The sequence below is a fragment of the Actinobacillus minor NM305 genome (assembly GCF_000175195.1).
GTDB classification, from domain to species: domain Bacteria; phylum Pseudomonadota; class Gammaproteobacteria; order Enterobacterales; family Pasteurellaceae; genus Haemophilus_A; species Haemophilus_A minor.
On record NZ_ACQL01000085.1, the window covers coordinates 125,566 to 144,430 of the forward strand.

The 18,865-nt window shown below is 40.3% G+C and carries 19 protein-coding genes; 4 read left to right on the forward strand and 15 right to left on the reverse strand.

The features are described from left to right. Positions 1–118: 118 nt before the first annotated feature. The 9 genes from gnd to nudE form a co-directional block, all read right to left on the reverse strand. Positions 119–1,573, reverse strand: coding sequence for a decarboxylating NADP(+)-dependent phosphogluconate dehydrogenase (gnd, locus tag AM305_RS04905; RefSeq protein ID WP_005823607.1), 1,455 nt, complete (start codon positions 1,571–1,573; stop codon positions 119–121). Positions 1,574–1,709: 136 nt separating this feature from the next. Further along, the gene (locus AM305_RS04910) at positions 1,710–2,402 is read right to left on the reverse strand and encodes an aspartate/glutamate racemase family protein (RefSeq protein WP_005823608.1); all 693 of its coding nucleotides are present in this window, start codon (positions 2,400–2,402) and stop codon (positions 1,710–1,712) included. A gap of 8 nt (positions 2,403–2,410) precedes the next feature. Next, positions 2,411–2,770, reverse strand: coding sequence for a DUF1304 domain-containing protein (locus AM305_RS04915; protein WP_005823610.1), 360 nt, complete (start codon positions 2,768–2,770; stop codon positions 2,411–2,413). Positions 2,771–2,778: 8 nt separating this feature from the next. Beyond that, positions 2,779–3,798 (reverse strand): PDDEXK nuclease domain-containing protein, encoded by a 1,020-nt coding sequence (locus tag AM305_RS04920; protein WP_005823611.1) that lies wholly within the window; start codon positions 3,796–3,798, stop codon positions 2,779–2,781. Positions 3,799–3,884: 86 nt separating this feature from the next. Further along, entirely contained in the window at positions 3,885–5,204 is a 1,320-nt protein-coding gene (locus AM305_RS04925) for an MFS transporter (protein ID WP_005823613.1), read from the reverse strand. 195 nt (positions 5,205–5,399) lie between these two features. Continuing rightward, on the reverse strand, positions 5,400–6,098 hold the full coding sequence (gene pgl, locus AM305_RS04930; protein WP_005823616.1) for a 6-phosphogluconolactonase: 699 nt from the start codon (positions 6,096–6,098) through the stop codon (positions 5,400–5,402). 74 nt (positions 6,099–6,172) lie between these two features. Continuing rightward, complete coding sequence (zwf, locus tag AM305_RS04935) at positions 6,173–7,660, reverse strand: glucose-6-phosphate dehydrogenase (RefSeq protein WP_005818089.1); 1,488 nt, start codon at positions 7,658–7,660, stop codon at positions 6,173–6,175. 69 nt (positions 7,661–7,729) lie between these two features. Beyond that, on the reverse strand, positions 7,730–8,545 hold the full coding sequence (gene cysQ, locus AM305_RS04940) for a 3'(2'),5'-bisphosphate nucleotidase CysQ (RefSeq protein WP_005823618.1): 816 nt from the start codon (positions 8,543–8,545) through the stop codon (positions 7,730–7,732). An 83-nt stretch (positions 8,546–8,628) separates the two neighbouring features. Next, positions 8,629–9,180, reverse strand: coding sequence for an ADP compounds hydrolase NudE (gene nudE / locus AM305_RS04945; RefSeq protein ID WP_035293967.1), 552 nt, complete (start codon positions 9,178–9,180; stop codon positions 8,629–8,631). Between the two features lie 133 nt (positions 9,181–9,313). On the opposite strand from nudE, the gene hslR reads away from it, so the two are divergent. Then, positions 9,314–9,727 carry a ribosome-associated heat shock protein Hsp15 gene (gene hslR / locus AM305_RS04950; protein WP_005823622.1) on the forward strand — a complete coding sequence of 138 codons (414 nt, stop codon included), beginning with the start codon at positions 9,314–9,316 and terminating at the stop codon, positions 9,725–9,727. A gap of 87 nt (positions 9,728–9,814) precedes the next feature. Further along, the gene (hslO, locus tag AM305_RS04955; protein WP_005823624.1) at positions 9,815–10,705 is read left to right on the forward strand and encodes an Hsp33 family molecular chaperone HslO; all 891 of its coding nucleotides are present in this window, start codon (positions 9,815–9,817) and stop codon (positions 10,703–10,705) included. A 113-nt stretch (positions 10,706–10,818) separates the two neighbouring features. Here hslO and AM305_RS04960 read toward each other — a convergent pair whose 3' ends face one another. The 5 genes from AM305_RS04960 to AM305_RS04980 form a co-directional block, all read right to left on the reverse strand. Beyond that, positions 10,819–12,126, reverse strand: coding sequence for an oxaloacetate decarboxylase subunit beta (locus AM305_RS04960; protein WP_035293969.1), 1,308 nt, complete (start codon positions 12,124–12,126; stop codon positions 10,819–10,821). Between the two features lie 114 nt (positions 12,127–12,240). Continuing rightward, positions 12,241–14,052 (reverse strand): sodium-extruding oxaloacetate decarboxylase subunit alpha, encoded by a 1,812-nt coding sequence (oadA, locus tag AM305_RS04965; protein ID WP_005823629.1) that lies wholly within the window; start codon positions 14,050–14,052, stop codon positions 12,241–12,243. 38 nt (positions 14,053–14,090) lie between these two features. Next, a complete protein-coding gene (locus tag AM305_RS04970) occupies positions 14,091–14,348 on the reverse strand; it encodes an oxaloacetate decarboxylase subunit gamma (protein WP_035293949.1) in 258 nt (85 codons plus the stop codon). A 186-nt stretch (positions 14,349–14,534) separates the two neighbouring features. Further along, positions 14,535–15,809: a sodium/C4-dicarboxylate transporter SdcA gene (sdcA, locus tag AM305_RS04975; RefSeq protein ID WP_005823633.1), complete on the reverse strand. Its 1,275-nt coding sequence runs from the start codon at positions 15,807–15,809 to the stop codon at positions 14,535–14,537. Positions 15,810–15,957: 148 nt separating this feature from the next. Continuing rightward, positions 15,958–16,770: a DNA ligase gene (locus AM305_RS04980; protein ID WP_005823635.1), complete on the reverse strand. Its 813-nt coding sequence runs from the start codon at positions 16,768–16,770 to the stop codon at positions 15,958–15,960. A gap of 209 nt (positions 16,771–16,979) precedes the next feature. On the opposite strand from AM305_RS04980, the gene AM305_RS04985 reads away from it, so the two are divergent. Further along, positions 16,980–17,345: a hypothetical protein gene (locus AM305_RS04985; protein ID WP_005823637.1), complete on the forward strand. Its 366-nt coding sequence runs from the start codon at positions 16,980–16,982 to the stop codon at positions 17,343–17,345. Between the two features lie 33 nt (positions 17,346–17,378). After that, the gene (locus tag AM305_RS04990) at positions 17,379–17,822 is read left to right on the forward strand and encodes a hypothetical protein (protein ID WP_005823639.1); all 444 of its coding nucleotides are present in this window, start codon (positions 17,379–17,381) and stop codon (positions 17,820–17,822) included. 44 nt (positions 17,823–17,866) lie between these two features. Here AM305_RS04990 and AM305_RS04995 read toward each other — a convergent pair whose 3' ends face one another. Beyond that, positions 17,867–18,700: a DUF5718 family protein gene (locus AM305_RS04995; RefSeq protein WP_005823640.1), complete on the reverse strand. Its 834-nt coding sequence runs from the start codon at positions 18,698–18,700 to the stop codon at positions 17,867–17,869. Positions 18,701–18,865: the final 165 nt, after the last annotated feature.

Sequence of the window (18,865 nt, forward strand, 5' to 3'; positions counted from 1 at the left end):
TAATGGATAAAGAAAATTAAGGCTGTTATTATACATTATCCTAAGCAATTCTACTTAAAAAATAAACGCCTTTCTGAAAGAAAATCAAGAAAGGCGTAAATGAAGTTAAGAGATAAAACTACACATCGTAAGTGGTCGATGCCGTATTCCCACCACGACCAGTCCAGTTAGTGTGGAAGAACTCGCCGCGTGGTTTGTCGGTACGCTCATAGGTGTGTGCGCCGAAGTAGTCACGTTGTGCTTGAAGTAAGTTTGCCGGCACTCGCTCAGAGGTATAACCGTCTAAGAAGGTGATTGCGCTTGCCATACAAGGCATTGGGATACCCACTTCGATAGACTTCGCTACTACTTTACGCCAATCGCTTAAGGCGTTTTCTAAAATGCCTTTGAAGTACGCATCTGACCCTAAGAAGATTAAATCCGGGTTCGCTTCGTACGCATCACGAATGTTACCTAAGAAACGGCTACGAATGATACAACCTTCACGCCATAATAACGCTGTTGCACCGTAGTTGATGTCCCAACCGAAGTTTTCAGACGCTTCACGAATGAGCATAAAACCTTGTGCGTAAGAGATGATTTTTGACGCTAATAACGCTTTACGCACCGCTTCGATCCAAACTTGTTTATCGCCTTCAACTTTGCCGATGGTTTTGTTGAACAGTTTAGAGGCAGCAACACGTTGATCTTTGAATGAAGAGACGCAACGAGCAAACACTGACTCTGTGATTAAAGTTAATGGAATACCGAAATCTAATGCGTTGATCCCCGTCCATTTACCTGTACCTTTTTGACCTGCGGTATCAAGGATTTTTTCCACTAACGGCGTGCCGTCTGTGTCTTTGTAGCCTAAAATATCGGTCGTGATGTCGATTAAATAGCTATCAAGTTCCGTTTTTTTCCATTCAGCAAAGATCGCTTGCATTTCATCATAGCTTAAACCTAAACCGTCTTTTAAGAATTGGTAGGCTTCACAGATTAACTGCATATCGCCGTATTCGATACCGTTGTGTACCATTTTCACGAAATGACCGGCACCTTCTTTACCCACCCAATCACAGCAAGGCTCGCCTTTGTCGGTTTTCGCTGAAATCGCTTGGAAAATCGGTTTCACATATTGCCACGCTTCTTCGTTACCGCCCGGCATAATCGAAGGCCCGTGACGTGCGCCTTCTTCACCGCCCGACACGCCCGAACCGATAAAGCGAATACCTTTTTCCGCTAAGGCTTTCACACGGCGGTTGGTATCAGGATAGTTTGAGTTACCGCCATCAATGATGATGTCGCCCTCTTCTAAGTGCGGTAATAATGCCTCGATAAATTGATCGACTACTTCCCCCGCACGCACCATTAACATCACTTTGCGTGGTTTTTCTAATTTAGCGGCTAAATCTTCTAAGGAATACGCGCCGATAATATTTGTACCTTTCGCCGCGCCTTCTAAAAATTCATCTACTTTTGAAGTAGTACGGTTATACGCCACGACTTTAAAGCCGTTGTCGTTCATATTTAAAATAAGGTTCTGACCCATTACCGCTAAACCGATAACGCCGATATCGCCTTTTACTGACATTTTTTGCTCCTGTTGTGTAGGGTGCGTGTCAACGCACCGTTTTGAATTTTTGGTGCGTTAGCAAACGCACCCTACTGATACTTTTAAATTTGTTTGCGGAAAATTTAAGAAATTTGACCGCTTGTATAACCCGAATTTATCTATCTAAAATAAAATCTACCGCCATTTCACTATGTAATTGAGCGGTATCAAAAAACGGTAACGCTGAATCTTCTTGATTTATCAATAAACCAATTTCTGTGCAACCTAGAATAACACCTTCAGCACCAAGTGCGGTCAGATTTTCAATCGTTTTTAAATAAAATGCTTTGGACTGCGGTAAAATTTTACCTACGCAAAGTTCTTCAAAAATAATGCGATGAATTTCCTGCTGTGTCTCAATCTCGGGCACAATAGCGGTAATCCCTCTTTCGGCTAAACCATCACGATAAAAATTATCGCTCATCGTAAACGCCGTTCCCAGCAAGGCGACCTTTGTTAAATTCTGCTGTTTAATCCGATTTGCTACGCAATCCAAAATATGTAAAAACGGCACAGAAATACTGTCGATAATTTGTTTTGCCACTTTGTGCATAGTATTCGTGGCTAATAAAATGCCATCTACGCCTGTTTGTTCTAATGATTTAGCGTGTTCAGCTAAAATTTCACCCGCTTTTTGCCAATCGCCTGATTTTTGACATTGCACAATTTCGGCAAAATCAACACTTGAAATCATCAATTTTGCACTCGCATTGCCACCTAAATGTTGATTAACTGCTCGGTTTATCGCTAGATAATAAGAAACCGTACTTTCAGGGCTCATTCCCCCTAAAATTCCTAGTGTTTTCATTTTAACTCCTATGCACTTAAACTTACCACCAACGCCAACACCGCCGGCATTCCTTGTTTAATCAAAATCCCTTTATTCTTCGCACTTATCGCCCCATAAACCGCAGCGACAATCACGCAACTTAAAAAGAAATAAGTGACCGCACTTTGTTGAATACAAAGGGAAAAAATAATCCCTGCGGCTAAAAAACTGTTATACAAACCTTGATTAGCAAACAACAACAGAATTTTTGGATCGGTTGCCGTTTGTTCGTCTAAATTAAAAATTTTTCTCGCCTTTGGGCTGTTTAAGGCAAACATTTCCAAATACATAATGTAGAAATGCTCAAGGGCGACAAGGGTGGTTAAAATATACGCCAGTATTGACATTGTTTTTCCTAACTATGATTTTGCTCAAAAATCATCTTCTGATTTTCAATTTCTCGCACCAACTCTTCTTCACTTGGCAAATACGCCATATATTTGCTGGCAAAAAGCTGCGAGCTGTCGTTCAATACCGAATATTTCGCCACCACGCTATCGGTTTCGGTGCAAAGTAACAAGCCGATAGTGGGGTTATCATCAGGGCGTTTTTGCAAATCATCGTACATTCGCACATACATATCCAATTGCCCAATATCTTGATGAGTGAGCTTTTCTGTTTTCAGCTCAACGATTACAAAGCATTTTAAAATGTAATTGTAAAAGACTAAATCAATAAAGAAATCGGACGTTTCGGTGCGAATACACTGTTGGCGAGCCACAAAAGCAAAGCCTTTGCCCAGTTCCAACATAAATTGTTGCAGATTATCAATCAACGCTTTTTCTAGCTCTGCTTCGGTGTATGCCAAGTTAGTCGGTAAATTCAAAAATTCCAATACGGTGGGCGATTTAATCAAATCGCTGGCTTGTAATGGCACGGATTTTTCCAGCATCTCCGCTTTGACGATACTCTGGTCTTGGCTTGCCAATAAGCGGTCGTAATAAAGCGTAGAAATGTTGCGATCAAGAGTTCTTACCGACCAATTATTTTCAGCAGCTTCTTTTAGATAATAAAGACGAGCTTTATCATTTGATACCTTTAATGAACGCTGAAAATGGGACCACGATAAATTGGCGAACACTGTTCGCCAAATTGGATAGTCTTTAAATAGTAGATAAAATTGGCGAATTTCTCTTAAAGAGCGGTAACTGAAACCTTTACCAAATTCTTTGGTTAATTCTAAAGAGAGCTTTTGTAAAATCTCTTTCCCATAAGCCGCCCGATCAGCTCCATTTTGTTCTTCCAACACAATACGTTCACCAATTTTCCAATAGGCTTCAACCATTGCTGAATTGACAGCGGTATAAGCCTTTTGGCGTGCATTGGCGAGAATTTGTTTAATTTCTAAAAGATAGTGGCTATTAACTTGGTTCATCTTGAGCTTAAATTCCATTTCTAAACAAGAACAAGCGGTCAAATTTGCAAAAATTTTTTCAATTTTAACCGCTTAATTCTTTCTCATTATACACTTTTAATTTCTACGTGAGATTTTTTAAATGCTAATGCAATAGTCGCAATCAACATCACACCTGCAACGGCAATATATAAACCCTGTTTTTCCCAACCAGCATCTAACAACATTCCGGCAACGGTAGGTGCTAATACAGAACCTGCTCGCCCTGCGCCAATAGCCCAGCCCACGCCGGTATTACGAATATCCGCATCGTAAGTGGCAGGGTTGATGGTATATAAACCACTGATACAACCGTTAATTAACGCACCGACCACCACACCTAATACCATCGCAAGCGCTAAATTGGCAGACGAAAGAATAAAAACGACAATCGCTGCAGAAGATGCTACCGTAAAAAACATTAGCACCCCACGAGCCGACCAACGGCTAGCGATTAAGCCATAGAGCAATGAGCCTGCGGCTCCACCTAGTGAAATCATCATGCCTACGTTAATACTTTCTTCTACACTCATACCAGCTTCTTTTAATAACGCTGGCGTCCATGAGCTGATAAAGTAAAAACAGAACATAATCGCGAAAAATGATAACCAAAGTAGTAAGGTTGAACGAAGATATTTCTCGCTAAACAGTTGTGAAATTGGTAATTTCACTTTATTTTCTGCCACGTTCGAAACCAATTCCCACTCGCCTGGAAAGCCTAGTCGCTGCGCAATTTGGTTTAGGCGTTGTTTAGCATTTTGAGGCTGTTTTGAATTTAAATAGTCTATCGACTCGGGTAGCCAAAGCCATAAAACCAGTAACACTATCGCCGTCATCGCCGCACCGGCAAAATAGACCGAATACCAGCTATAAGTCGCTTGTAGCGATTTTGCAATCATACCTCCGATCATTGCCCCAATACCGAAACCAGCTGCATAAACGCTGATCGCAAAACTTCTCCATTTTTTTGAGGAATATTCGCTGGTAATCACATTGGTGCCAACCAAAATACCGCCAACGCCTAGCCCTGTTAATGTCCGAGAAATGCCAAGAATTTCAGGTGAGGTGGATAATCCTGAAATCAGTAAACCTACGGCTGAAAATGAAACCGATAATAATAAAATCGGTCTTCTTCCCCATTTATCGGCAAGTGGTGCAAGTAGCATTGAACCGGTAACCATACCGGCAAGTCCTGCACTCACTAAAACGCCAAACTCCGTTTTGCTTAAGCCAAATTCTTTAGAGATATTGGTTGCCGTAAAAGCGATAGCTAAAACATCAAAGCCATCTAAAAAATTCATAATCGCCGCCATTAGCACAATGCCCCATTGGTAACGGCTCATCGGGCTATGGTCAATTTTATGGCGTAAATTTTGTGATTGTGTCATAGGATTCTCCTTCAAATTAACGTCAGAAAATCCTAATCGAAGATTCACTATTAGGCTATTGAAAGTTTTTTCGATTTTTTATGAATTTTATTCATTTTGAAAATGTATCATTCAATACCGTCTAGCAGTTAAACATAGCGTAGGGGCGAAATATTTTTCGCCCTAAAATCCTATGATGTTTTGGGCAAATTATCATTAAAGCAATCTCGCCGCATCTTTATCCAAATACCACTCCGTTACGCCATTTTTGGCTTTAATTTTTGCCGCTGGATAAGGTAGGTTTTCCGCTGGTGTCGTTTGGATTTCTTTGAGAATTTCAGCCTTGCTGGATCCTGTAACTAAATAAGTAATGCGTTTAGCTTGTTCAATCAATTTCGCTGTTTTGGAAATACGAATTTGCCCTGTTTCAGGGTGTTTTGCAATAACCGCTAAATTCGGTTCATTGAAATCTGTTTGATGTGGGAAAAGTGAGGCGGTATGTCCGTCTGTTCCCATCCCTAAAATAATCCAGTCAAACTCGCCATGAGGTACGCAAGCGGTCAATTCTTGCGAAAATCTTGCAAGTTCTTGCTCAACAGGTTCTTCTCCACGGATACGGTGGATATTTTCTGCCGGGATTTGAATATGATCGAACAGTAATTTTTGCACTTCGCCGTAATTACTTTCAGGATCTTGTGGTAAAACCATACGATCATCGCCCCACCAGAAATGGAGATTTCGCCATTGAATTTGGCTTTTATATGGCTCTTGCGCAAGGGTTTTAAACAGCAGTTTTGGTGTACTTCCACCTGATAATGAAATATGCACTGGGCGGTTTAATTGGCTATATAACACAAATTCTTGTGCGATTTTTTCAACAGCATTTTGCGCTGTTGGGAATGTGATGTAGTTCATAAAATCCTTGTGGGACACACTGCGTGTGTCCGTTATCAATAATGTATATGGACACACGCAGTGTGTCCCTACGATTACACTTTTTTCTTCATTAACCCACTGGGTTTACGCCACACTTTACCGTGTTTTGCAATCAGTTTATCGGCTTCAGAAGGTCCCCAAGTGCCGGCTTCATATTCGTAAACTTGTCCACGTTCTGCTTTATAATCTAAAATCGGTTGGACAAATTTCCAACAAGCGTGAACGGCATCGGTACGGGCGAATAATGTCGCATCGCCTTTTATCGCATCTAACAATAGGCGTTCATAAGCCGTCATAAGGTTAGCCGCAGAGCTTAAATCAGAGTAGCGGAAATCCATGGAGACTTCTTTTGCTTCAAAGCCTGCACCTGGTTTTTTCAAACCAAAACGCATAGAGATGCCTTCGTCCGGTTGAATTCGAATAATCAATTTATTATCTGGCGCATTTTGGCTAAAGACAGGATGTGGAGTGGTTTTAAAGTGAATAACCACCTCTGTTACACGTGTTGGTAAGCGTTTTCCGGTGCGAACGTAGAACGGTACGCCAGCCCAGCGCCAGTTATCAATTTCGCAACGAAGCGCCATGTAGGTTTCTGTTGTAGAATCTGCTGGGACGCCTTTTTCTTCTAAATACCCTTTGACCTCTTCGCCATCAATGGTACTTGCTGTGTATTGTCCAAGCACGAGGTTATTTTTCAAGTCTTCATTTGATAGTGGGTGTAAGCAGTAAAGCACTTTTGCCACTTCATCACGCATAGAATCCGCATTGATAATCGCTGGAGGTTCCATCGCCACCATTGCAAGTACTTGTAGTAAGTGGTTTTGGAACATATCACGCATTGCGCCTGAACCGTCATAATAACCGCCACGCTCTTCCACACCGATAGATTCAGCACCGGTAATTTCCACATAATCAATAAAGTTGCGGTTCCAAAGCGGTTCAAACAGACCGTTTGAGAAACGTAACACTAATAAATTTTGTACGGTTTCTTTACCTAAATAGTGGTCAATACGATAAATTTGATGCTCTTCAAAATACTTATGAATTTGAACATCAAGCTCTTTTGCCGTTTTAATATCGTAACCAAATGGTTTTTCAACAATGATACGTTTCCAACCATATTCTTCGGTCGTTAAACCGTGAGCGGCTAAACATTCAGGAATCACACCATATAAACTTGGTGGCGTTGAAAGGTAATAAAGCGTGTTTCCACAGCTACCATAGCGGTCGTGTAACTCGTCTAGACGAGGCAGAAGTTTGACATAATCTAGCGCATCAGAGGTATTCACGGCTTGGTAGTAAAGATGTTCGCAAAATGCATCTAAAGATTCACCGCTTGCTTTCTCGAATTTAACAAGGGCATCGTACATTTTTTGGCGGAAAGAGTCATCGCTTAACTCTGAACGAGCGACACCAAGTACTGAGAAATGTTCGCCAAGCTTTCCGATTTTATAAAGATTATAAAGTGCAGGGATTAACTTACGGAAAGTTAAATCGCCGGAAGCACCAAAAATCACAATACAACTGTTTTCTAAATTCATTTTACATTCCTAATTTGTCGCAATCCGCGTACTATGCAACATTTTTGATTGTCTTGCCAATAGCTAAGACTAATTAAATTGAAAGATTTTTTGCCAATCCCTGTTACGATCTCGAACCATGACAAAATAGGGGTTAATAAACGTTTCCCGTTGGTTATAGGTTAAAGGCTTGAAATGAAGATCAAAAATTTCGCCACCAACCTCTTGTAATAAAATTTCTGCAACGGCGGTATCCCACTCTCCTGTGTCGCCAAATCGGACATAACAATCCGCTTTGCCTTCAGCTACCAGACCGGCTTTCAAGCTACTTGAGCCATATTTAAAAAATTGGGCATGATAAGGGGCAAGTAAGCATTTTTCTATGGGCGAAAAATTTGCAGAGCCTAAGGTAATTTGTAATGAATAGGGTAATTGTTCTGAAGGATTTTTTTTTGCCACAAGCGGTCGGATTTGTCCATTTTCTTGCAAAAAACAACCGTGATTTTGCATGGCAAAATAAGTTTTATCTAAAATAGGGGAATGAATCACGCCTAGCACGGGTTTATTTTGTTGAACAAGCCCAATAACCACTGAGAATTGATCGGTGCGATCAATGAATTGTTGCGTGCCATCTAACGGATCAATAATCCAATATTCTTGCCATTGTTGGCGTTCGGATAATGGAATATTACAAAACTCTTCAGATAATACGGGAATATGAGGCGTTAATTGCTTTAATGCCTCGGTAATAAATCGGCTTATAAACAGATCCGCCTCTGTAACAGGGGTTTTATCTGCTTTTATTTGGATTTCTACCGACTTAGCATAAAATTGCTTTAAATGTTCTCCCGCTTGAAAGGCGATGGCTAAGATATGATCTAATAATGATTGGTTGAGTGTCTGCATATAAACTCCATCCTAGAATCCACAAATGATACCGCAATCCCCAAAGAAACCCAAATAGAATCCACTTATGAGAGTACTTGTTGTTATGCTCTCGCTTTCAAAAAATCTTTTAATAAAAAGAGTGCAGATAGATTACGAGCTTCGGCAAAAGTGGGATCTGCCAATAACTCATCTATTTTATCTAACGGATAATAAATAATTTCTAGAGGCTCCGGCTCATCGCCTTCTAATGAAGAGAGGTAAAGATCTTCGGCAACAAATACATGCATTAAGCCATACATATGGCTTGGGCCACTATATAAAGATCGTAGCGGTGTGATTTTCTTGGCTGCAAACCCAATTTCTTCTTGGAGTTCACGATTAGCGCTTTCGATAGGTTGCTCCCCTTGATCGACAATCCCTTTTGGAAAGGTAAGTTCATAACGTTCTGGTCCGACAGCATATTCCTTCACAAAAACAAGTTGATTCTGATGGATTGGGAGTACCATAACTGAAGAACGGCGCTGTGGCGCAAGGCGTTCATAAATACGTTCTTCGCCATTGGAAAAACGTAAATCGACTTGTTGCACTTCAAAAATACGTGTTTTGGCAATCGTTTGTATATTTAAAATAGTTGGAAGGGTTTGTTTTGTCATTTTCATAGCTTGATAAAGAATTTTAGCCATAACAATAGCATATTTTGTGATAGAATTTTTATCAATTTTATACAAACAATAAACCATTTCTAGTTAGTATTAAAATGGTAATACTCATATCTGGAGAAATTCGATGAAAAATCGACAACACGATGAGCATACCGAAAATGATATCCGTCTTGATAAATGGCTTTGGGCTGCTCGATTCTATAAAACACGCTCTATTGCGAAAGCCATGATTGAAGGTGGTAAGGTGCATTATAATGGTCAGCGGGCAAAAACCAGTAAAATCGTTGAAATTGGTGCAACCATAAAATTACGCCAAGGCAACGAAGAAAAAGAGGTGTTAGTCATCGCACTAAGCGATCAACGCCGAGGTGCGCCAGAGGCACAACAACTTTATCAAGAAACGGAAAAAAGCATTAAAACCCGTGAAGCACTTGCATTTGCTCGCAAAGCTAATGCGCTTTCTATGCCTCATCCGGATCGCCGTCCTAACAAAAAAGAACGCCGCGATTTGGTTAAATTCAAAGAACAGATCTTGTAATATACAAATTTATCCCCATATCGTTGGAAACTTCACTCCCCTCTTTGAAATTGAAAATAAGAGGGGCATTTTCTTTATAGGACTTATATGACTTACAAACAAGATAATGACAAACTTTATCGCTACCTTTTCCAAAACCGTGCAGTACGTGGGGAATGGGTGCGTTTAAATGACACGTTCACAGAAACATTAAATACACACCACTATCCAATTCGTGTTCAAAATTTACTGGGCGAAATGTTGGTTGCAACGAGTCTTTTAACGGCGACCATGAAATTTGAAGGCACAATTACCGTTCAAATTCAAGGCGATGGACCACTAAAATTAGCTGTCGTGAATGGCAATGAACATCAGCAACTTCGTGCATTAGCCCGTGTTGAAGGAGATATTTCGGAAGAGGCTACGCTTAGTCAAATGATTGGCAACGGTGTACTTGTTATCTCAATTATGCCAAACGATGGCGAGCGTTACCAAGGTGTTATTGCATTAGATAAGCCAACAATTCGTGAATGTTTAGAAGATTATTTTGCACGTTCAGAACAGTTACAAACACACCTCATCATTCGTACGGGAGAGTACGAAGGGAAAGCGGTTGCCGGCGGAATGTTATTGCAAATTATGCCAGATGGTACAGGGACTCCGGAAGATTTCGAACATTTAGCTACTTTAGCAGAAACGGTAAAAGATGAAGAAATGTTCGGACTTAGCGCGGAAGAATTATTATTCCGTTTATATCACGAAGAGCACGTTGAAGTTTATGAACCACAACAAACGGAATTTAAATGTGGCTGTTCTCGTGAGCGTTCTGGCAATGCTATTTTACTCTTACCAGCGGAAGAAATTGAAGCTATGTTAGCTGAAAAAAATGGGGTAATTGATATCCAATGTGAGTGTTGTGGTACGCAATATTTCTTTGATAAGCCTGCCATTAATGAGTTAAAAGAAGAAGCTGATAAGTTGGCTAAACTCGGGTTATAAGTTAAAACGGTCAAGTGAAAACTTGACTGTTTTATTATAGCTAGACTTTGTCTAGCTATAATAAAATAACCTCCTCTTAACAGAGGAGGTTAAATTAAAACTTTTGTAAGAAACTACATCATCGCTGAAATATACTTCAACATAACACCTGCGGCAATGGCGGAGCCAATAACGCCGGCAACGTTTGGTCCCATTGCGTGCATCAATAAGAAGTTTTGTTTATCGGATTCTAAGCCCACTTTATTAGATACACGGGCAGCCATTGGTACGGCAGAAACCCCAGCGGAACCGATAAGTGGGTTGATTTTGTTTTTGCTAAATTTGTTCATCAATTTAGCCATTAAGACACCGCTTGCTGTTCCAATACCGAATGCGATGACACCAAGCAATAAGATACCTAAGGTTTGTGGCTGTAAGAATTTATCTGCAACCAATTTTGCCCCAACGGATAACCCTAAGAAGATTGTAACGATATTGATTAGAGCATTTTGTGCCGTATCATTTAAGCGTTCAACCACACCACTTACGCGCATTAAATTACCGAAACAGAACATACCGAGTAATGGCGCAGCATCCGGTAGTAATAATGCTACGAGAAGTAACAATACGATAGGGAAAATAATTTTTTCACGGTTACTCACGTGGCGGAGCTGTACCATACGGATTTTTCGTTCTTGTTCTGTCGTTAAGGCTTTCATAATTGGCGGTTGAATTAACGGTACTAATGCCATATAAGAGTACGCCGCAACCGCAATAGCACCTAATAATTCAGGGGCGAGTTTGCTGGCAAGATAAATGGCAGTCGGACCGTCCGCACCACCGATAATCCCGATAGCGGCGGCTTGTGGAAGGGTAAAGTCGATAATGCCTAACCAGTTTAATCCTAATGCGCCTAATACTGTTGCAAAGATCCCAAATTGAGCAGCAGCACCGAGCAATAATGTTCTTGGGTTGGCAAGAAGTGGACCGAAATCTGTCATTGCCCCTACGCCCATAAAGATGATAAGCGGTGCAACACCATAGCCAATTGCAACTTTATAGAAAAGCGCTAAAACACCTGCGGTATAACCCATATCTCCGGCAATGACTTCAAGCTCATTTTGCACCGAAGGAGCAGTCATCGCAATGGCTTCTTTAATGCTATGAACATCAAGATTAGCACTATTAACTTTTGCGGCAATGAGCGCTAATTGTTCGGTTGTTCCGTGATGTAAAAGGTTATCAAGAGCAGTCATCGCAAGCCCTGCTTCAGGGATATTTGATAACAGCCCTCCAAAGCCGATAGGGACAAGCAGTAATGGCTCAAATTTTTTGGCAATGGCAAGCCAGAGTAAAAGCAAGCTCACTGCAATCATAATGGCTTGCCCAAACTCCATATGCATAATGCCCATCCCCTGGAAGAGAGCGATAATACTATCAATCATATAAAAATCCTTAAGTTATTTTTCTTCTCTTAATCGACTTGTTTGAGCCTTCCTCCCCACCATTACAGGTTTAAGAGGAAGGAATAAGTCTATTTCTAAGAGAAGGATAAATTATGCAATGCTCATTAATACTTGATCAACGGCAACCACATCACCTTGTTTGGTACTGATACCTTGTACCACACCGGCTTTTGCTGCACAGATTTGCGTTTCCATTTTCATTGCTTCAAGAATGAGCAACACATCGCCTTCTGCGACTTGCTGTCCTTCGCTGACTTCCACTTTAAGAATGTTACCTGCCATTGGTGCTTTTACAGGTTCTGCATTTGCAGAGTTTGGTACAGAAGTGACCGCTTGTGGTGCGGCAGGCGCTGGTGCAGCAGTAGTTGGTGCGATATTAGTAATGTCGCCACCTTCGCTGACTTTAACCACGTAGGCTTTACCTTCAACTTCAATCGTATAAACAGCAGGGCCTGTCTGTGGTTGTGCTTTAGGTTGAGCTGCTGTTGTCGGTTTCGCTTCTTCTCCGTTTGGAACGGGTTCGAATGCAGAAGGATTGTTACGGTTTTCTAAGAATTTCCAACCTACTTGCTGGAAGAGTGCTACGATTAATGCATCATCAACTGTGTTTTCAGATAGCGCAATGCCTTTCTCTTTGGCGGTAGCAACGACTTCCGCCACAATTTTGTCCATTTCCGGTGCAATATGATCGGCTGGGCGATCGGTAATTGGTGCTGCACCCTCTAATACACGAGCTTGTAATGCTGCATTTACCGGTGCCGGCGTACGTCCGTATTCGCCTTTTAAGATCCCTGCGGTTTCTTTGGCAATGGTTTTATAACGCTCGCCCATTAACACGTTCATTACCGCTTGTGTACCAACAATTTGCGAGGTTGGCGTAACAAGCGGAATGTTGCCAAGATCTTCACGCACTTTTGGAATTTCTTGTAAAACGAGATCAAGTTTATCGGAGGCATTTTGTTGTTTAAGTTGGCTTTCAAGGTTGGTTAGCATACCGCCTGGCACTTGAGCCACCAAAATACGGCTATCAATACCACGTAATTGACCTTCAAATTTTGCGTATTTTTTACGAACATTACGGAAATATGCAGCAATTTTTTCTAATTCAGGGATACTAAGCCCGGTATCGTAAGGTGTGCCTTGAAGGGTTGCTACAATAGATTCTGTTGCAGGGTGTCCGTAAGTTCCACTCATTGAAGAAATTGAGGTATCCACACCATCTACACCGGCTTCAATGGCTTTAAGTAATGCCATTTCTGCCATACCGGTGGTTGAGTGGCAATGTAAGTGGAGTTCAACATCATAACGTTTTTTAATTTCGATCACTAATTCGTGAGCCGCCATTGGCGTTAAAATGCCAGACATATCTTTGATAACGAGCGAATCAATACCGATTTCTAAAAGTTGTTCGGTAACGTCTAACCACGTTTGTAGGGTATGTACCGGGCTGGTTGTGTAGCTTAATGTCCCTTGTGCATGTCCGCCCTGTTTTTTGACCGCTTGTAGTGCTTGTTTCATATTTCGAGGGTCGTTTAAGGCATCAAATACACGGAAAACGCTCATACCATTAGCAACAGAGCGCTCAACAAATTTATCCACAACATCATCAGCGTAGTGGCGGTAGCCTAATAAATTTTGACCACGTAATAACATTTGCAATGGTGTTTTTGGCATCGCTTTTTTGAGTTCACGTAAACGAACCCAAGGATCTTCACCTAAAAAACGAATACAGCTATCGAATGTTGCACCGCCCCAAGCCTCAAGGGACCAATAACCGATTTTATCTAATTCTGCGGCAATAGGGAGCATATCATCTAAACGTAAACGGGTCGCAAAAAGCGATTGATGAGCATCACGAAGAACTACGTCTGTAATAGCAATTTTTTTGGTTTGAGTTGTCATAATTATATCCTTTAGTTATTTTTTTGAATGGTAACGGGTTATAGCCCTTGCGTTTTCCGATGATGGGCAATGGCTGCCGCAATAACAGGGCGTAAACGAGAAAGATCATCTGTTTGAGCAACGGTGGCTTTGGGTTTCGGTTGAGGAGCTTCGGTTACGGGTTCAGGGAAAAACTTATTGATCAGCGTTGAAATAAAGCTAATCGCATAAATTAACACGAAGAGGAAAAAGAGCACAAAGCCCATACCTGAAGCCATCAGGTTTATTCCTTCTCCGAACAGTTCTGCATTAGTCATAGTGTTTCCTTTCGAAGTTGAATAGTCAGTAATTTAAAGCATAATCTTGAACATCGGTTGTTGCAAAGGCTCAAGATAAAAAATGAGGTATAGATCACAAAAAAATCTTTGAGCTTTTGTAAGCGGTTAAATTTCAAACTTTTTTGTAAAAAATATTAAAAATCTAACCGCTTGTTCTTCCCACTTTTATGGGAAAAACGGGAAGAAAATAGGGAGTAAAATCATTGCGACGGTAATCGTAATCGCAATAAGTGGTAAACCTGCTTTGGCATAATCCATAAAGCGATAATGTCCGACAGAAAGTACCATTGTGTTAGCCGGTGTACCGATTGGCGTAGCAAAAGCGCAAGAAGAACCAATCACGACAGCCATTAGCACTGCACGAGGATCTGCCCCGAGCGAACCGGCAATTGATAAGCCAATCGGTGCTAAAAGGGCGGCAGTTGCAGTATTAGACATAAAGTTTGTTAATAAACAGCTAAGCAATAAAATGGTTAGCAATAAAATCGTTGGGCTTGGCTGTGAACCGAGTAAGCCTAAAATAGAGTGCGCAATATCAGCGCCTGCACCGGTACGTTGTAAGGCATCGGCAAGAGCTAATGTTCCAGCAAAAAGGAAAACCACTTGGCTATCGATCGCTTCATAAGCTTGTTTCTCCGTAATGACGCGCATGATGACTAAAATCAATGCGCCGATACAAGCTGAAATATAGAGCTTAATACCAATCACATCTTCAAAAACCATTGCTAATAAAGTGGCTGCCAATACACAAAGCGAGAGATATTGTTTCCATTTTGGGATATCGTTATGATGATTATGGAATGCGTGGTATTCATCTTCTTCTACGTGAACGTTAGGTTGTGCAGGTAAAAAACGATAACCGATAAATACAAAATAAAGAATGCCAACGATTAAGATTGGTAAACCTAGCTTCGCATATTCAAAGAAGCCAAATTTTAATCCCGTTTGTGATAAAACACCTTGAACCACCAGGTTATTTGGCGAACCAATCAATGAAAGATTTCCCCCTAGTGTTGAGGCAAATGCCATGGGCATCAGTAAACGAGAACGAGCAAAACCAGATTTCATTGCAATACCTAAAATAACAGGAATTAAAATTGCTGCTGTTCCCGTATTGGATAATACACCAGACATAAGCCCCGTAATGACCATCAATACCACCATTAATTGACGTTCGCTTTTGGCAAAACGGCTTACAACGCCCCCAATTTTATTTGCCATACCGGTTTCAAATAATGCACCACCGATGACGAACATCGCCACAAATAAAATTACATTAGTATCGATGAAACCTAAAAAGGCTTCTTTAGGCGGTAATACACCTGTTACAGCCAATCCCACAGTAACGATCATCGCAGTAACAGCAAGCGGTAGTTTTTCTAGCGCAAACATCAACACCGCAAAACCTAAAAAGCATAAGGTAATTACACTTGGGGTCATTTAATCTCCTTCAGTCATTTAAATGTATGAACTTTTGGATCATACCGAGCTTGTCAAACAACAATTTGATCTAGCGCAAAAAAATGAGTTATTCTGCTTTAGGAGATGCAATTTTGTGAATAGGATTACATTTTTGTTATTCGCTAGCTTAATTTTCAGATCGCTGGCGTAGGTAAGTCGCAAAGCGAGGTTTTCCTTTTTCGGTTAGTCCACGATATTTATAGGTAATAACAGAGCCAATAGGTGGAGGTGTAAGGCGATCTTGATCTTTAAAGCCTGAACCAATCCGAAAGATCCCTCGATGATTTTCACAAGTAATCGCCCCTAATTTATCTGCATATTTTCCTTTTCCTTGATGATGAGCAATCACTTTGCACTCTTCATCAAACTCAGGTTTCAATTTCAAAATTTGGGCAGAACGCCCGTGAATATAGGGTGATTGTGGATTTCTTACCACAACGCCTTCTCCGTTATGTTGAAGTACGCTTTGGTAGAATTGTTGCAAATGTTCTGAGTTTTGGATCGGAATTTGTTGAATAATTTCAATATAGGGCGTGGGGTTGGCTTGTAAGTATTGTTCCAGTTTTGCCAAGCGTTCAAATAAATTCCCTTCTGCGTGAGGTACATCAAAAACATAGAGTTTTAGTTTATACCAGCCTTTGGGTTCAACAGATCGAGTGATCGCTGATATTTCTTCAAAGGAAACTTGCTTGCCATAAATTTCGCCATCGATAGCAAAAGGAGGAAATGATTTGAAAAAATAATCGGGCGGAGAAAATGTGTTGCCTTGGCGGCTAAGTAGTTGCGTGCCGTCCCAAAATCCTCTCACGCCATCAAGTTTTTCACTCATTACCCAGCCGTGAATATCTTGATTTTTATATTGCCCGAGTAACATTAAATCGGGTTTTTGAGCAAAAAGGTTGATAGGCAAAAGAAAGCAAAGTAAAAAAAGAAATTTCATCGTAATACCTCAAATGAGATGGAATAACGATGAATATAAAAGAAAGTAAACAAGCGGTCAGATTTGATTGCTAATTTTTCGAGTGAGATCGCAAAAATATTTAGAGTTGTATTAAATTTATTCAATTCTGTATTGCAGTATACTGCAATCACTCTCTATTGACATAGAGAGTGAAACACTCTGATAAACTATTTTGTGAGGATCTTATTATGAAAAAATTCGTTATTTTGTTATTTATTTTTTTAGGTGCCATGGTTACGGTGCAAGCAACAACCTTTGATGACTATTCAAAAATGTCCATGAAAGAATTTGCTAATGTAACAAAAACACCTGAGGCATATAAGGCATTTATTGATGCAGTTGTAGAAGATTATGGTAGAGGGCAATATGCTACATTACTTGTGAGAACAATTGGCGATTATGACACAATAGTCAAAGTTGCCGAAATGTGTAATAATTTGGACAGCCAACCGAAAAAATTACGTGCGACTAGGGAGGAAGCATGTGGACAAACGATACAAGATATAAACAGTAAATTAGAAAAAGAAGCTAAGAAACGAGGATTATATAAGTAGTAAGATAAACAAACCGAGAAATGAGGGGGCGTAATGAGTATTCAATTTTGGCATATGCAAATGTTTCCAGGGGAAGCGGCAGGATTTGCTGAAAAAGTACCTTATATATTGCAACATTATCAATTTATTGGTTTAGGAGATTGGGAGGAGAAAAAACATCAAATTCCTGATTTTTGTGAGCGAATGAAGGTTAATGATGTTGTTGCAATTAAAAATGGAAGTAGATTAGTTGCATTAGTTCAAGTTATTGGTGGAGTATATGAAGTCTCTGATGATCCAAGTGAGGTCGGTTGGATTGTGTATCGAAGACCAATTCGAGTGCTGGATTGGGCTATTGATGAGAAATTTCTGCCGCATCCAAGAGGAACACTAAATATTTGCGAAAGTGAAGAGGCAAAAACAACAGAGACAATCAAAGATTGGTATGAAAATGTTGTTCGCTCTTTTAAACTTAGAGGGCTTCCTGCAACAGTTTAATTTTTAAGGGCAATATATTGTGAATATTGCCCTTATTTGTGCCATCAACGGACTACTTGTACAAGTGCTGAAATATCATCGGCAAAGGTTTCTTTCTCTGCCATTTCTACAATTTGCTGATGAGAGTATTTAGCTGCGTTGTAAACAACAACAATACTGGTATCGTTAGGTTGTAAGAAATTCGTTTCACCAAATTCGGTATAGCGAGTTGCGCCAATGCTAATAATGGCTTTTGTCGGGTAATTGGCTTGTTTAATCAATTCCGCGATGTGGTTCATTGGTCCTTGGTCTGGTTGGTTGTTCATTTTATCCACAATCCAATTTAATAATTTTTGATGAAAGTAGCTGTAACTTACTGCAGGGCTATCTTCGCCATAAGTGTTGAGTTGTCCATCTCGTTTGTGAAAACAGGCAATGTTATAGTTATCTAATACCCCACCTTTTGTGAATGTATCTAATGCAATCTGTGTTGCTGAAATACCTTTTGAATTTTCTCCCCAATTTTTCTTTTCACAAATTTTACGAGCGTTTGGACGGCGAATAGAGCAGTCATTATAGGCGGCAAAATGTGTTGGCTTGAGCGCGACAACTTTATGATCTTGGTATTCGATATCGCAGATAAGAGCAACTTCTGGTTCAATTTGCAGATTATCTGCATCGTTGGGAAAAGCGATAGTATGATGAGAGAGTGGATAAATCGATAAGAATGCTTCGGTTTCGCTTAATGTTTGGCTAGGCACATAAAATGGAAAGATGGCTTTAGGCTGGATGGCTTCTTCCGTTTTGACTTGTAAAAAATCAGCCGCTTCGCCCGCTTGTTCTAAATGTCCAGCAAAGTTTCCTGCAACGCCTAAACCAATAAATGAAGTATTTTGCATAATGAGATATCTCCTAGAAAGACATAATAAATAGGTATGGAAAATATACTAATATATGATAAAAAATAAAAGAAAATATTGATTTTGAATAATTTTCAATCGAATGAAGTGTTTTTCAAATAAATTTTTAAAAAAGTACTTGCAAGGTTTTCATTTTTCTCTATA

Coding starts and splice junctions, on each gene's coding strand:
- gnd (WP_005823607.1), bottom strand. CDS start 1,573: ATGTCAGTAAAAGGCGATATCGGCGTTATCGGTTTAGCGGTAATGGGT.
- AM305_RS04910 (WP_005823608.1), bottom strand. CDS start 2,402: ATGAAAACACTAGGAATTTTAGGGGGAATGAGCCCTGAAAGTACGGTT.
- AM305_RS04915 (WP_005823610.1), bottom strand. CDS start 2,770: ATGTCAATACTGGCGTATATTTTAACCACCCTTGTCGCCCTTGAGCAT.
- AM305_RS04920 (WP_005823611.1), bottom strand. CDS start 3,798: ATGAACCAAGTTAATAGCCACTATCTTTTAGAAATTAAACAAATTCTC.
- AM305_RS04925 (WP_005823613.1), bottom strand. CDS start 5,204: ATGACACAATCACAAAATTTACGCCATAAAATTGACCATAGCCCGATG.
- pgl (WP_005823616.1), bottom strand. CDS start 6,098: ATGAACTACATCACATTCCCAACAGCGCAAAATGCTGTTGAAAAAATC.
- zwf (WP_005818089.1), bottom strand. CDS start 7,660: ATGAATTTAGAAAACAGTTGTATTGTGATTTTTGGTGCTTCCGGCGAT.
- cysQ (WP_005823618.1), bottom strand. CDS start 8,545: ATGCAGACACTCAACCAATCATTATTAGATCATATCTTAGCCATCGCC.
- nudE (WP_035293967.1), bottom strand. CDS start 9,180: ATGACAAAACAAACCCTTCCAACTATTTTAAATATACAAACGATTGCC.
- hslR (WP_005823622.1), top strand. CDS start 9,314: ATGAAAAATCGACAACACGATGAGCATACCGAAAATGATATCCGTCTT.
- hslO (WP_005823624.1), top strand. CDS start 9,815: ATGACTTACAAACAAGATAATGACAAACTTTATCGCTACCTTTTCCAA.
- oadA (WP_005823629.1), bottom strand. CDS start 14,052: ATGACAACTCAAACCAAAAAAATTGCTATTACAGACGTAGTTCTTCGT.
- AM305_RS04970 (WP_035293949.1), bottom strand. CDS start 14,348: ATGACTAATGCAGAACTGTTCGGAGAAGGAATAAACCTGATGGCTTCA.
- sdcA (WP_005823633.1), bottom strand. CDS start 15,809: ATGACCCCAAGTGTAATTACCTTATGCTTTTTAGGTTTTGCGGTGTTG.
- AM305_RS04980 (WP_005823635.1), bottom strand. CDS start 16,770: ATGAAATTTCTTTTTTTACTTTGCTTTCTTTTGCCTATCAACCTTTTT.
- AM305_RS04985 (WP_005823637.1), top strand. CDS start 16,980: ATGAAAAAATTCGTTATTTTGTTATTTATTTTTTTAGGTGCCATGGTT.
- AM305_RS04990 (WP_005823639.1), top strand. CDS start 17,379: ATGAGTATTCAATTTTGGCATATGCAAATGTTTCCAGGGGAAGCGGCA.
- AM305_RS04995 (WP_005823640.1), bottom strand. CDS start 18,700: ATGCAAAATACTTCATTTATTGGTTTAGGCGTTGCAGGAAACTTTGCT.